The sequence below is a fragment of the Mesorhizobium sp. M7A.F.Ca.ET.027.02.1.1 genome (assembly GCF_004022985.1).
GTDB lineage: Bacteria > Pseudomonadota > Alphaproteobacteria > Rhizobiales > Rhizobiaceae > Mesorhizobium.
Window position 1 is genome coordinate 1 of sequence record NZ_RZOL01000161.1, and the last position, 13,302, is coordinate 13,302.

Here is a 13,302-nt window from a genome sequence, read left to right on the forward strand (position 1 = left end):
CGACTGGACCGGACCGGCAGCGCCTTGTGCTGGCCGACGGCGCCGTCATCGATGCCCGCCTGCTGGTGGTGGCAACCGGCCACGGCGAGGCGGTGCGGCGCGCCGTCGGCGTCGAGCGTATCGAGCAATCGAAGGCGCATTCACTGTCGATGGGATTCGACCTCGCCATCTCGCCGCGTGATTTCGGTCATCAGGCCGTCACCTGCTACAGCAGGCGGGCTGCCGACCGTATCGCCTACATCAGCATCTTTCCCCTCGGCGACAAGATGCGGGCGAACATGTTCGGCTATCGGCAAGTGGCCGAGCCGTGGACGCGGGCGTTTCGCCAGGAACCGCAAAAGATGCTCTGCGAACTGATGCCGGAAATAGCAGCGCGATGTGGCAACTTCGAAGTCGCAGGCCCTGTCGAGGTCAGGCAGATCAGCCTGAGCACCACGCAAGGCCATCGCCGCGACGGGGTCATCTTCATCGGCGATGCTTTCTGTACCACGTGTCCGACACCGGGCGTCGGCATCGGCCGGGTGATGACCGATGTCGATCAGCTCCATTCGGTTCACATTCCGCGATGGCTCGAAACACCAGGCATGGCGGCTGACAAGATCAACGCCTTCTATGACGACCCGGTCAAGGTGGCTGCCGATGAGGATGGCATGCGGGTGAGCTACTATGCCAAGTCGATCACCGCCGGCACCGGACTGGAATGGCGCGCAAGGCGCCTGCGCAACAACACCGCGCGCCGGCTGATGATCATCGGCCGCAAGGTCCGGCATCTGGGAAAACGGCAGGCGCCCATGGCCAATATGCAATAGGGCGCGACCAGTCGCGCCCTATCGATTGCCAATATTGATTGCCTTATAAGGCGAATGCGTCAGACGCCAACCGCTCAGGTTGCCGTCGACGGAGGTGCCGATGGGGTAGTCTGGGCCGTGACGCCCGAAAGCCTGTCGCGCTTCTGCAAGGTTGGTTTCTCGTATTTCTTCACTGTAAAGTGCCCTCCAAATTGGTACGGCGCCAGCAGAACCAATTCCCTGCCCCGTGTCAATTGCGTCATTACTGGTTCTTACGTCGTCTCCTCGCCATCGTAGTCAAACGATTCTTCACTGTTGCATTGCCGGCACATATCGGCTCCAACAGGACACCTCATCCCAGCGCCAATCCCGCTCTACTCGCCTCCCCGCGCGATGTTGTAAATCGTTTCATCCAAGGTATTTTGGCCATCGGGAACAGAGGGAATAGCCATGTCCAACAGCGCCTTGCCGCTGGTTATCAGTGCGCCGGAACCACGCACGCTCGAGCTGATCTTCACAGCCCGGCAGCTGGCGCGGCTCAAGGCGCACTATCGCATTGTCGAGACGACCGCTGACGGCGTCGCGAAACTGCCGGCCGACGTGCTGGCCGAGGCGCGCTACATCATCGGCCAGCCGCCCATATCGCCCGAAACGCTCGACCGGATGGAGGCGCTGCGCTGCGTCTTCAATGTCGAGACCAACCTCATCAACAACATGCCCTACGAGACCTTGTTCGCGCGCGGTATCCATGTCGTCACCACCGGCCTGGTGTTCGCCGAGCCGGTCGCAGAGCTTGGCCTTGCCATGGCGCTCAACCTCGCCCGCGACATCGTCGATGCCGACCTCGCCTTCCGCCAGGGACAGGAACTGTGGGGCGGCGACGGCAACCAGACGGCGCGGCTCCTGTCCGGCGCGGATGTCGGGATCATCGGTTTCGGCGATCTCGGCCGGGCGCTCAACCGGCTGCTGTCGGGCTTCCGCACCCGCACCAAAGTCTTCGATCCCTGGCTGCCGCCATCGATCCTCATCGACAATGGCGTCGAGCCGGCCTCTCTCGACGAGGTGCTGTCGACCAGCGACTTCATCTTCGTCGTTGCCTCGGTGACCAGCGAGAACCAGGGTTTTCTCGGTGCCGAGGCCTTTGCCGGCATGCGCAAGGGCGCCGCCTTCATCCTGCTCAGCCGCGCCGGCGTGGTGGACTTCCCGGCGCTGATGGCGGCGGTGAAGAGCGGCCACATCGTCGCCGCCAGCGACGTTTTCCCCGAAGAACCGCTGGCGCGGGACCATCCGGTGCGCACCCTGCCCGGCTTTCTGCGCTCGGCTCACCGCGCCGGCGCGCTCGACATCGCCTTCAAGCGCATGGGCGATATGGTGCTTGAGGACATGGACCTGATCGACCGCGGCCTGCCGCCGCTGCGCTCCAAGCGCGCCGAGCGCGAGACGGTTTCGCGCATGCGTTCCAAGCCGGCCGACAGGAATTGAGGCGTGGGTTTTCGTCCCGGTTGGCCGGCCGTCGACAAGGTCGGCTTGACAAGAGCGCGGCCGGCGATGACGCTGCCGCAATCGAACTTTGCGGAGGGAGGCCATGAACATGAAGAAGACCTATGAAAAGCCGATGCTGCTCAAAAGGCAGAAACTCTCCGCCGTGACGGCGCAGCAAGCCAATTCAGGCGTAATAGGCCCGACAGGCCCGGCAGGCTGACACCTCGCGGCATCCAATGAAGGTTAGCATCGGACGCACCCAGGGCGGGCGGTACGGCAGCCGCTCCAGGCGCAGCTTCAGTGTCCACGGCTGCTCTTCGCCCTGCGGGCGACCGCTTCCATAAAAGAGCGGGCGGCAGCGTCACAAGCCGTTCTGGACGGTCCGTTCGCGGACAGCACGACCTCCGCGGCCTTCCGCGACATGCCGTATTTCCGGGCGAAGACCGCAGCGTCGTAAGGTTCGTTTTCGGCTACCGGTGCTGCGGACGTGATCCTGGCTTTGGTCATTGGCGCGTCCGCCGGAAACTCTCAAGCAACTCGCCTTCATTGCGGCAGCCATTCTGGAACAGCGAAAACACCGTGGCCGCCAGAAGCTGCACGTCCGACTCTCCCGAGATGCGATCGAGTTTGCGCTCCAGGCAGACCCGATCGAAGACGCGCTGGCACAGCTGCAGATCGGAAGGATGGAAACCAGGATTGCGCTTATGAAGGCTCGACATAAGAAGCCCCTTTCGGAGCAGCGACCACTTCCTTGACGCTGTGGGTCAAAAAATGAAATCGGGCTGAGCAAGAGTCAACATCGGCCTTCATCACAGTAAGTATCGTACAATTCTCCCGCCGGTCCGCCCCTTTTTCGAACGGTTCTCGGGCCCGGCGCGACATGGCGCCCTTGTCATTAGCCGGCGGGATTTTATCGGCCCTTCACCGTGATCCGGCGCCCTCATGAATATGTCGGTTTTGTACCAAGTGGCGCTTGGTACGTTTCCGACACTAACATTCAGGCCGATCTTTTCATATGCGAACGGGCGTTGGGGGGCGCCGTGCTTCGAATTTCATATCGCATTGATATCTTTCTTCGTTCAGAGCCCCTATACATAGGCGATCGTCCGTACGTTTTTACGGGCACGGACGGCTGGGAGATTGGATGGCTCTTGCCCTGCATTGGGCCACGCCATGTCTGATCTCACCAAAAATCATCAATACCGAAATCAGCTGCTGCGGCGCATGCCCGCGGATGATCTGGCGTTGCTCGAGCCGCACATGCAGCGCTGCGATTTGCCGCTACGCATGATGCTGGTGACCCCGAATATTCCGATCGAGGCCGTCTACTTCATCGAACAGGGCATCGGTTCGGTGGTCGCCAGCACCGCGAGCGGCCAAGAGGCCGAAGTGGGCTTCATCGGCTTCGAGGGCATGACGGGATATTCCCTGGTGATGGGCGACGACCGTGCGCCGCATGCCTGTTATGTCCAACTCGAAGGCGAAGCGATCCGCATCGAAGCCGGCGCTTTCAAGGCAGCATTGGCGGCAAGTGCAACCTTGCGCATGTTCCTGCTGCGCTTCGTCAACGCGCTACAGACCCAGGCCGGCTGCACCGCGCTCGTCAACGCGCGGCTGAAGCTCGAGGAGCGGCTGGCGCGCTGGCTGCTCATGTGCGACGACCGCGTGCCCGGCGAACATCTCGCCATCACCCACGAATTCCTGGCCATCATGCTTGGTGTCAGGCGGCCAGGCGTCACCGTCGCCCTCCAACTGCTTGAAGGCCGCGCGTTGATCCGCTCGCGTCGGGGCGAGATCGTCATTCGCGACCGCGCCGGGCTGCTGGAACTCGCCAATGGCAGTTACGGCGAAGCCGAGGCCGAATATGCAAGGCTGATCGGCGAGATCGGCGCGGCCTGATCAGGAGCGGTTGCCGCCGGCATCCGGCTTGCCCGACGTCGCTTTGCCGGGCGGTGCCGCACCGCCTTCAAATGCGCCCCGGCCAATCGGCCCATCCCCGTCGATCGGTCCATCCTTGGCTATCGGCAACCCGGCATGCTCCAGACTTGCAAGCTTGCACTTCGTCTGTTCGGCCGCCGCTCCGACAAGGCAGTCGATGGTGAACATGGCACCGGCGTGATCGCTGGCCGCGACCGCCTGGCGGATCTTCGTCAATTGGGCTTGCGTGTAGTCCAGAAGCTCGACCAGGCCGGTATGATCCAAACCGCCCTCCATTGCAGGATGTCGAGAGGCCGATCTCAGGTCGCTCTTGCCATCGAAATACGCCCATTTACACGGCTTGCATAGCCGGACTGTCAGAATCGTACAGTCTACGCGCCACCGGGTCGTTGCCTATTGGCCAAAGGTCCATCTTCGCGCCGCCGCCACGGCATGCAACTGTATATAAGCAATCGCTTGAATACTGGTCCGTACGTCTGTCGGGGAGATGTCGTGCCAATTCGCGAGAATCTCGCCGCCAATCTCAGGCGGCTGGTCCAACGCCACGCTTCCGTCAGCGCGGTGTGCCGTGAGCTTGGCATCAATCGCACCCAGTTCGAGCGCTATCTGCAAGGCAAGGCGGTTCCCAACAAAGCCACCGCAAGGCTGATCTGCGACTATTTCAAGATCGATGAGAATGAGCTGTATCGTGAGCCGGCCGCCGCGGCAGCCAAGAGCGACGGCAACGCAACGCTGCGCCAGGCCCTGTACGAAAACATGGTGCGGCCGCCGTCGCCCGCCATCGCCGGAGGCACATATTTCACCTATTTTTCGATGCCCGGCCGACCCGACTTTTTGATGCGCTCGGTCACCTTCGTGCGGCGCGAGGCCGATCTCGTCACCTTCAGGCGGGTGACGCGCTGGGCTTCGGGCGATGGCCGGGGTGGCTCGAGAATACCCGGCAACCATTACGGCGTGGCGATCTCGCGCCTGAACTGGATTTATTTCACCGGCATCAACCGGCGCCAGACCACCGAGCCCTCAATCATGACCGTGCAGTGGGCTCCCATCTCCGAACCGGTTCTGGTAGGCAGGGCGATCGTCCTCACCGGATCAGGGCCGGCCTTTGTATCCGTCATCATGCGGCAGGACGTCGCCAGGATCAGCATGAGGCGAGCGCTGCAGATGGCCCATATCGTCAGTCTCGACGACCCCAGTGTCGATCGGCTGGTGGTCAGTCTCGCACGAGAGACCCGATAAACTCGCTTCTTACGGGAAAAATCGGGGAAAGTTTCAAGTTTTTCGACTATATTTTTCTTCGTTTCGGGATTTTTGCGCAAAAAACCCCGGAACTTTCACCCAAACCTGTCGTTTTCCAGCTGATCGTTGCTTCGACGATCCCAAAGCAACAGGAGGAGTACCGCCATGAACATCAAGATGATCTGTTTCGGCGCGATGACGCTCTCGATGGTTGCCGGTACGGCGCTTGCCGCGAGCGACACCGGCACGTCGGCTCTCGACGATCCGGCCAAGATGCAGCCCTTCTACACCGACTCCAGCAGGAAGACGATGGTCAGCGACGACGATTTCGTGAAGGCCTGGAAGGCCCTTACGCCGGACGACCAGACCGCGATGATGAAGGCCTGCGAGGACGAGGCGAAGGAGGCCACTGCGGCCAACAGCCATCCGGAATTCTGCAGCAGCGTGAAAGCGAACGGCGGCAGCAAGTAGCAATCCAGCGGCCCGATGAGAAACAGCCCCTTCGCGGGGCTGTTTTGCGTCTGCCGCGGGGCGCACGGACAAGCCCGCCACGCAACGATCAAGCCCGGCCGGCGCGCCGGCCCATTTCCCTTCCTGCTATGTTGCACCGCGATAAAATTGCTCTATGTTGCACTGCGATAAATTTGTTGCATTGCGATATCAGCCTGCCCGGCCGACGTTGCGCAGGGGCTGGGCCTTGCACGAAGGAGCCGTCGTGGCAGCATCGTTCCGGCCGGACATACAAGGATTGCGCGCGCTCGCCGTCGGCGGTGTCGTCGCCTACCATTTCGGCCTCACCGCGCTCCCCGGCGGCTTTGCCGGCGTCGACATCTTCTTCGTCATCTCGGGCTGGCTGATAACAACCCATCTCATGCAGGAGATCGGCGAGACCGGCCGGCTCGACCTTTGGCGCTTCTATGCCAGGCGCGCGCGGCGGCTTCTGCCGGCAGCTTTATTCGTCATCCTGGTTACGCTGGCCGCCGGCTACTTCATCCTGGCGCCGCAGGAGCAGGCGCTCTATTCGCGCGGCGCCATGTTCGCCTCCGCCTATGCCATCAATCTGTGGCTGCTGCGCTGGTCGTTCGACTATTTCGCCGCCGATGCCACCAGCAATCCCTTCATCCACTTCTGGTCGTTGTCGGTGGAGGAGCAGTTCTATCTGGCCTGGCCGGCGCTGCTTCTGCTGGCCGCCTGGCTGCGGCCGGGCCGGCGAACGGCCGCAGCCGTGGTCGGCGTTACCGGCCTTGCCTCCTTCGCCGCCTGCCAGTGGCTGACCAGCGCGGCGCCGGCCTGGGCCTTCTATTTTTCACCGCTGCGCGCCTGGGAGTTCGCCGCCGGCGGCCTGGCGACGCTGGTCCCCATGGCTTTGCTGCAGCACCGCATCTGGCTGCGGGCAGCACTTGGCTGGCTCGGCCTGGCGCTGATCGCGACCGCCTATCTCCTGTTGAGCGAGGACCTGCCCTTCCCCGGCTGGTACGCGTTGCTGCCGGTGGCGGGCACCGTGCTGGTGCTGCTGAGCGGCGTCGGCGGGCCGCAGAGCAATAGGCGGACCGGCTGGCAAGCCCTTGGCCCGGCCGCCGCTTTGTCCCTGCCGCCCTTGCAATGGATCGGCACGCTCTCCTATTCGCTCTATCTCTGGCATTGGCCGGTCATCGTCTATGCCGGGATGCTGGCGCCGGAGCTTTCCGTGCCGCAGCGGCTTGGCTGTGGCGTGCTGGCGCTCGCCCTGTCGGTGCTCACCTATCATTTGATCGAAGACCCGGCGCGGCGCGGCGCCTGGATGGCGGTAGGCGCCCGCGCCTTTCCCAGGGCCATTCCAGGCGCAAAACCGCTTCGCGCTTTTCCCGGCCTTGTGCTGGTTCCCGCGCTGATGCTGACCGGCACCGGCGTGGCGGTCGCCTATGCCAACGCGCATCTGGCCACGCGCAATATCGGCCCCGAGCAGCGCGGCATCGAGCAGGCGGTCGAAAGACCTTCCATCGCGCGGGCCGTCGACAAGAACTGCCTGGCCGACTTCCAAACGCTGACGCCGAAACCCTGCATGTTCGGCCCGGCCGATGCCAGCCGCACCATCGTGCTGTTCGGCGATTCGCACGCCGACCAGTGGTCGACGCCGCTGATCGAAGCAGCCAAACGCAACGACACAAAGATCATCACCTATCTCAAATCATCGTGCCGCGCCTCGCGGCTCTCCACCTTCAACACGGTGCTGAAGCGCGACTACACCGAATGCGACGCCTGGCGCGAGCAGGCCATATCAGAGATCATCCGCCACAAGCCGCGCCTGGTGGTGATCTCCGAATTTTCCATCGGCAATCTGATCCGCGACCTGCCACCCGCCGAACGCACCGCTGAAGTAGCGCGCTGGCAGGCCGGCCTGCGCTCGACCTTGCAGGCCTTCAGCCGGGCCGGTGTCGAGACGGCTGTTATCCGCGACACGCCGATCAACGCCAGCTTCGCCGGCTCCTGCGTGGCGCGCACCCTGTGGTGGCGCGAGGCACCCTCGCCGCACTGCGACACGCCAAGAGCCGAAGCCGCCAACGATAGCACCGCCGCCGCCGAGCGCGCCGTGGTGACCAGCGTGCCCGACACCCGCTACATCGACCTCACCAACCAATTCTGCGGCCCGACCACCTGCCACGTCGTCATATCAGGCAAGCTGGCGTTTCGTGACAGGCACCATCTGGCGACGGGCTTTGCAGAGACGCTGGCGGGGCCGCTGGAGCGGGCGCTGTTTTAGGCGCCTGGGTATCTGCGCCCGGTCCGCATTGTTCATCACATATTGCGAATCTGTGGAACGGGCTTGATCACCGATCCGGCAGGCATCGCCGGTCGGATCCATTTCACCCCTCACCGCCTCATCATCATCCCGTAATGCACTGCCAACAAATCCAGCCCCACCTTCAGCAGCTTCGTCACCACGTTCCGGCCTTCGCCGGTCTGCTCGGACAGGCGCTTGAGGGAACCGTCCGCGCAGCAGACTTGTCGCACCACGGCGGCCACCTCCCAATGGCCTAGCGCTCTTGTGGCGGCGGCATAGGCCCTGCCGGCGTCGAGCACACTGTCGGCGATGCCGCCGCCATCGCGGCCGCCGTCGACGCGCTCGGTCCAGCGCATCGGCTTGACATCAGCCTGCTGGCTGCAGCGGAAATCCTCGCGGTAGCGCAGACCTGCCTCGCGCTGCTGGCGCGACAGCGAGGTGATGCCGATAAGCGCATCGATGGCGCGCACCCGCACGATGCCGCCGGTGGCGGCGTAGCCGTCATTCGACACCTCGTAGACACGAGCAGCCTCCAGCGTGCCCGCCGCCAGCCGCTTGCGGCCGAAGGCGTCATCCCTGAGCGCGAAATCATGGCCGATCTCGCGGCGTATGCGCACCTGCTCGGCCTCGCCCTTCGGCAATTTCGGCGCCTGCGGTTTGACGGGTCTGGTCCTTTTGCTCATGGGAGGCTCCTGGTTGGCTCGGGATGATGGAGAACGGCAAAGCGCGGCGATCCTTCGCGCAGTTGGGCATCTCCCCACATGGTCGGCAGGGCGGAGAGAGCCGCCGTTCGGTTGGCCTTCATTGAATCGGAGGTCGTCGCCTCCTCGCCGCTGCGCCAGCATCCTTGCCGCCCGGCATCCAGGCTGATGGAACCGGCGCGAGCTTTCGACGTTATGTCGCGTCCATGCCAAGGGGAGGTTCGCCGATGACAGCCTTCATGCCGGTTACCGTGCGCTTTTGCGATAACAAAACCATGCTGGTCAGTTCGGTGGCCGGCGCAGCCGAGGCATTGCGCCACCAATGGCCCGACAAGACAGCACCTGGTTATCTCGAGGCGACGCGGCTGGTTACGCTCGCCGTCGAAGGCATCTGCTGCCAGCGCATTGCGTTCGACGCCTTCACCAGGGCGGCCAAGCAACAGAACATACTGGTGGCCAGGCCCAAAAGCCGCGCCCATGACTGGCTGAACGCGGTGGCTAGCCCATGAGGATCGCGCGCCGGCCGAAAAATTGATGCAACCGGCCGCCAGCGGGGCGCGTTTATCGATGCGGTAGTTGGAGCCGCGCGCAAAGCGAAGGTGAACGCCGTGGGTACGATGAAAACCGGAGTGCCGCTCAAAGTGCGGGTGGAAGATGAGATCGAAGAGATCGACAGCGTCAGCGAAGCCGCCGATTTTCTGCAGCGTTGGCCGCTTGAGCGACGCGGCCATGTCTACCGCAGTGCGCTGAACGCCTGCAGCGCGGCGATCGCCGCGCAGATTTCCGAAGCGGACGCCATGAAGGTGTTTACCGGCTTTGCCCGGGTGACCGGCATATTGGTCGACGAGGGCAACCCGGCGATGGCGATGGACGCAAGGAGCATGCAGAGCCGCACGCCCAAGCAAGGCCGGCAAATGCCGAAATAAGATTTTGCTTCTTTCTCCCCGTTCACAGGGGTGAGGTGTGGTCCGCGCAGCGGACGAAAAGCCAATTGCTTGGCTTTTCGAACAGCGAACGCCCGGCAGGGCAATGAGGGGCGGCGCCAGCGCTTCGGTAAATGGCATCTGAATCGGATGCTTGAATTTCATGTCAGCTTTCAATCCTGCCTCGTCAGCGCTGCCCCTCATCCGCCTGCCGGCACCTTCTCCCCGTGAACGGGGAGAAGAGACCAAGCCTCACCCCGTCGCCACAAATACGCGGCGCTGGAAGCGCGCCTGATGGTAGGTGCAATAGCTTTTCAACGCCCTGGTGCGCATGCCGCAGCACAGCATGTCGGCGCCCGGTCGGCTGCCTGGCGCATCGTTTTCAGAATCCTCCTCCACCGTCAGATCCAGCGGCGCGCGGCAGCGTGAAAACAGGCAATCGATGAAACGCATCGCCACGCCATGCGGCTGCCGGCCGATGGCCGCGCGCGGCGGCGCCGGCGTCTCCAGGCGATAGGCTACGCCGTCGGCGATCAGCACGCCTACCTCGCGCACGAACGAATGGCGCCTGGGCCGGGCCACTTCACGCGCGGGGATGTCCTTGGCGGCAAGCACGCCATGCATCTTGCCGACGACAGGCGTCGCAGTCCCCGGGGCGCCAGTCGCCCGCTTGCTTTCAGCGCGCTTGCCCACCGCCTGTCCGGCTCGCGGCGGCGGCCCCTTGCCATTGGCAAAACCGATCGCGCCCAGCATGGCGTTACGGTGCACGATGCCGATGATGGCGTCGCGCGACACCGGGCTGCCGCGCAACGCGCTGAACGCGACTGCAATCCTGGAGGCTGAAAGCCCGTCCTTCAGCCAGCGGCCGATCTCGTGCAATTCCGCGTCGCTATAGCTTGCCATATCCAGCTCCATCCAAAGTTCGGCCGCGCGCCGTCGGGCAGCGTCAAGGTTCGACCCGGTGGCCGGGTCGCAGTCAGGTTGTTTTTCAAGAGCCGGCTGTCAGCCGACCAGCCTCAGCCGGATTGGGTAGATTTCCCGCCGGCAAGGTGGAGAAGCCGCGCCTCGGCCGTGTTTCTATCCAGGGCGGAAACCGCCCTGCCCGTTGGCCTGTCGAACAGGATGACGGTGCCGTCCTCGGTGCGGATGCAGGAGCGGCCAGCCGAAAAAACAGCGCCGGCGCCATGCCGGTCGGATTGGGGGCCGGAGCCGCTGGGAGCGGCGGCTCCGGCCGTTCCGGTCGCCGGAGACGGGCGGACCGGACCCGGGGCTGGTGCAGTCAAGTACCGAGCCTCGGGCTTCATCCTGGCCGGGGAGGAGGACAGCCGGGATGAAAGGGGGGCGACAGCCGGGATGAAAGGGGGGCGACAGCCGCCGGGCACACCGCGCACGGGGCCGGCGCGATTGCGCCATCAAAGGTGGACAGGTTTTGCATACCTGTATATAAGCATAACTTATAAATGTATGCAAGTCATTCTTTCATAGACGAGAGCCGCTTTCATCACTCACATGGTCGCCATGGCAAGAACGGAACTGTCGATCAAGGTCGGGGCGGCGATCCGCAAGGCGCGCAAGCAGCGCGGCATGGTCATGCGCCACATCGCCGAGCACAACGACACCGACGTCGCCGCCGTCGGCAATTGGGAAACCGGCCGCAATCTGCCCAAGACCGAGAACCTCTTGAAGACCGCCGCCTTCCTGCGCGTCGACCCGGTGGCGCTGGGTCAAGGGCAGGTCGTGTTTCTCGACGATGCCGGACCGGTCGCCGATGCGGAGATCGTCACCGATACCGGTCCGCTACCCGCCGGGTCGACGGATATCGAGGTGCTGGGCGCGGCCGTCGGCGGCGACGATGGCGATTTCACCTTCAACGGCGAGCCGGCGGGTTATGTCCAGCGCCCACCGGGGGTGCGCAACCTGCCGAAGGTGTTCGCCCTGCACGTGCTCTCGGATTCCATGGTGCCGCGTTACGAGCCCGGCGACCTGATCTATTGCGGCGGCCGCGACGCGGTGCCCGGCGACCATGTGGTGATCGAGACCTTCCCCGAGGAAAACGAGCGCAACGGCAAGGCCTTCATCAAGAAGCTGGTCAAGCGCACGGCGGGCGAGCTGGTGGTCGATCAATACAACCCGCCGAAGACGCTGACCTTCAACCGCTACGCCATCAAACACGTCTGGCGCGTGATTCCGCTGAAGGAATTGCTGGGGTATTGAGGAGCGCTTCTTGCCTTCTCCCCTTGCGGGGTGAAAGGCGGTCCGCACAGCGGACGAAAAGCCAATTGCTTGGCTTTTCGAGCCTTGAACGCCCTGAGCTTGCGAAGGGCCGGGTAGCGCAGGATCCACCTGCCGGGTCCCCGCTGCTTCGCAGCGTCCCGGCGTTCGCTGGCCTTTGATCGTGCCACTGGCACGATCAATTCACTCACGCGAACCGGCCGTTCACCCTTCGACAAGACTCAAGCCCGCCTCGCTCCCTCCAGCGGCACCTCGCGATCGCTCAGCATCTGCCCTTCGCTGCGCACGCGCTGGCGCTCGTCGATGAAGGCCGCCTGGATCGTAACGGTCGCTCCTGGCAGTCCGTCGGCACGGCAGGCCGCGCAGACGATGCGGCCCGACAGAGCGGCAAGCGGCGTGTTCCCCGTCACGCCGAACCGCTTCAGCTGATCGGGTCGCCACCAACGGTTGCGGCCGCAATCCGCGCACTCGACCGAGATCGAGGCGACATGCGCGATTGTTGGTTCCCTGCCCGGCAATGCCATCGCCCCTGCCTCATCGTTGTTCCTGATTTGTTCGCATATTCCTGTGTTTTGCGCCGAGAGTCGAGTCGCAGTTTTCAAACTTTCTCCGAAGTTTTCCTTAGGTGTAATTTGAGTTATGCTTTCATATATATATGAAAATGTGAGTCAGACACGAACCTGCCCACTGCATCAGACCCGGGAGCGATAATGGACGCTTTTGCCACCGATTTTGCCCGTTCCTGCGGTTACGCCGGCGACAGCCTGGCCCTGCTTGAAGCCTTCGAAGCCATCCGCCGAAACGGCATCGCCCACGCCCGTCAGGATCACGTCAGGCGCAAGGCAGTGATCGACGAGTTGAAACCGTCGGAGGCGCTGTTCCTGGCCGCGATTGGCCCGGCGCTCTCGGCAGAGGAGGCCATCGAGGACGCCGCCCGCTTCATAGCCTGCTGGCGCAACGTACCGCGCTGGCGCCAGGAGCGGCGCTTGCCCGACCTGATCAGGGCCAAGCAACAACGGCTGGTGGCACGGTATTTTCGTCGCCATGGCCATCTTCTATGGGCGCGCGAAGCAGCGTGAGGCTGGACCCAGCCATTTGCGGGTTCCATCAGCAATTTTTTCTTTCTGGACTGCGCAGGGGTGGCTGATCGTCGACGTGCATAGTTTGGGATGTTCAAGACTGCCCGCCCAAAATTTCAAACCTGAAAACGGCCGGCGCGGGAACCACCGCCGCCCTGC

The 13,302-nt window shown here is 63.5% G+C and carries 17 protein-coding genes; 11 read left to right on the forward strand and 6 right to left on the reverse strand.

Annotated elements, in window-relative coordinates; all coding sequences use genetic code 11:
- From EN749_RS18420 to EN749_RS18430, 3 genes are all read left to right on the forward strand, one after another.
- The coding region (locus EN749_RS18420; RefSeq protein ID WP_128363659.1) for an FAD-dependent monooxygenase at positions 1–809 on the forward strand (809 nt) is incomplete at its 5' end.
- A gap of 429 nt (positions 810–1,238) precedes the next feature.
- Positions 1,239–2,270, forward strand: coding sequence for a hydroxyacid dehydrogenase (locus EN749_RS18425; protein ID WP_127809757.1), 1,032 nt, complete (start codon positions 1,239–1,241; stop codon positions 2,268–2,270).
- Between the two features lie 103 nt (positions 2,271–2,373).
- Positions 2,374–2,490, forward strand: coding sequence for a putative RiPP precursor (locus tag EN749_RS18430; protein ID WP_348629363.1), 117 nt, complete (start codon positions 2,374–2,376; stop codon positions 2,488–2,490).
- Positions 2,491–2,773: 283 nt separating this feature from the next.
- Here EN749_RS18430 and EN749_RS18440 read toward each other — a convergent pair whose 3' ends face one another.
- Positions 2,774–2,989, reverse strand: a complete 216-nt coding sequence (locus EN749_RS18440) for a hypothetical protein (protein ID WP_128289398.1) — start codon at positions 2,987–2,989, stop codon at positions 2,774–2,776.
- Between the two features lie 454 nt (positions 2,990–3,443).
- On the opposite strand from EN749_RS18440, the gene EN749_RS18445 reads away from it, so the two are divergent.
- Positions 3,444–4,169, forward strand: a complete 726-nt coding sequence (locus EN749_RS18445) for a Crp/Fnr family transcriptional regulator (RefSeq protein ID WP_127396506.1) — start codon at positions 3,444–3,446, stop codon at positions 4,167–4,169.
- On the opposite strand, the gene EN749_RS18450 is transcribed toward EN749_RS18445, so the two are convergent.
- Positions 4,170–4,472, reverse strand: a complete 303-nt coding sequence (locus tag EN749_RS18450) for a hypothetical protein (RefSeq protein ID WP_127326567.1) — start codon at positions 4,470–4,472, stop codon at positions 4,170–4,172.
- A gap of 228 nt (positions 4,473–4,700) precedes the next feature.
- Between EN749_RS18450 and EN749_RS18455 the strand changes: the two genes are divergently transcribed.
- The 3 genes from EN749_RS18455 (at position 4,701) to EN749_RS18465 (ending at position 8,187) form a co-directional block, all read left to right on the forward strand.
- Positions 4,701–5,447: a helix-turn-helix transcriptional regulator gene (locus tag EN749_RS18455; protein WP_127270648.1), complete on the forward strand. Its 747-nt coding sequence runs from the start codon at positions 4,701–4,703 to the stop codon at positions 5,445–5,447.
- A 165-nt stretch (positions 5,448–5,612) separates the two neighbouring features.
- Positions 5,613–5,918 carry a hypothetical protein gene (locus EN749_RS18460; protein ID WP_128289397.1) on the forward strand — a complete coding sequence of 102 codons (306 nt, stop codon included), beginning with the start codon at positions 5,613–5,615 and terminating at the stop codon, positions 5,916–5,918.
- A gap of 244 nt (positions 5,919–6,162) precedes the next feature.
- Positions 6,163–8,187: an acyltransferase family protein gene (locus EN749_RS18465; RefSeq protein WP_128363660.1), complete on the forward strand. Its 2,025-nt coding sequence runs from the start codon at positions 6,163–6,165 to the stop codon at positions 8,185–8,187.
- A gap of 110 nt (positions 8,188–8,297) precedes the next feature.
- Here EN749_RS18465 and EN749_RS18470 read toward each other — a convergent pair whose 3' ends face one another.
- Positions 8,298–8,891, reverse strand: coding sequence for a DUF6456 domain-containing protein (locus EN749_RS18470; RefSeq protein WP_127268743.1), 594 nt, complete (start codon positions 8,889–8,891; stop codon positions 8,298–8,300).
- A 245-nt stretch (positions 8,892–9,136) separates the two neighbouring features.
- Between EN749_RS18470 and EN749_RS18475 the strand changes: the two genes are divergently transcribed.
- Both EN749_RS18475 and EN749_RS18480 read left to right on the forward strand, forming a co-directional pair.
- Complete coding sequence (locus EN749_RS18475; protein WP_127268742.1) at positions 9,137–9,418, forward strand: DUF982 domain-containing protein; 282 nt, start codon at positions 9,137–9,139, stop codon at positions 9,416–9,418.
- A gap of 108 nt (positions 9,419–9,526) precedes the next feature.
- Complete coding sequence (locus EN749_RS18480) at positions 9,527–9,835, forward strand: DUF982 domain-containing protein (RefSeq protein ID WP_164749149.1); 309 nt, start codon at positions 9,527–9,529, stop codon at positions 9,833–9,835.
- Positions 9,836–10,084: 249 nt separating this feature from the next.
- Here the strand turns inward: EN749_RS18480 and EN749_RS18485 are convergent, their stop codons facing one another.
- Together EN749_RS18485 and EN749_RS38845 are read right to left on the reverse strand one after the other, a co-directional pair.
- Positions 10,085–10,735: a GcrA cell cycle regulator gene (locus tag EN749_RS18485; RefSeq protein ID WP_128289395.1), complete on the reverse strand. Its 651-nt coding sequence runs from the start codon at positions 10,733–10,735 to the stop codon at positions 10,085–10,087.
- Positions 10,736–10,848: 113 nt separating this feature from the next.
- The gene (locus EN749_RS38845; protein ID WP_236382727.1) at positions 10,849–11,115 is read right to left on the reverse strand and encodes a hypothetical protein; all 267 of its coding nucleotides are present in this window, start codon (positions 11,113–11,115) and stop codon (positions 10,849–10,851) included.
- Between the two features lie 226 nt (positions 11,116–11,341).
- Here EN749_RS38845 and EN749_RS18495 point away from each other — a divergent pair, with 226 nt between their 5' ends.
- Positions 11,342–12,046, forward strand: a complete 705-nt coding sequence (locus tag EN749_RS18495; RefSeq protein ID WP_128363661.1) for a helix-turn-helix transcriptional regulator — start codon at positions 11,342–11,344, stop codon at positions 12,044–12,046.
- Between the two features lie 239 nt (positions 12,047–12,285).
- Here the strand turns inward: EN749_RS18495 and EN749_RS18500 are convergent, their stop codons facing one another.
- The gene (locus EN749_RS18500; protein ID WP_128363662.1) at positions 12,286–12,588 is read right to left on the reverse strand and encodes a hypothetical protein; all 303 of its coding nucleotides are present in this window, start codon (positions 12,586–12,588) and stop codon (positions 12,286–12,288) included.
- 186 nt (positions 12,589–12,774) lie between these two features.
- Here EN749_RS18500 and EN749_RS18505 point away from each other — a divergent pair, with 186 nt between their 5' ends.
- Positions 12,775–13,143 carry a hypothetical protein gene (locus EN749_RS18505; protein WP_128363663.1) on the forward strand — a complete coding sequence of 123 codons (369 nt, stop codon included), beginning with the start codon at positions 12,775–12,777 and terminating at the stop codon, positions 13,141–13,143.
- Positions 13,144–13,302: the final 159 nt, after the last annotated feature.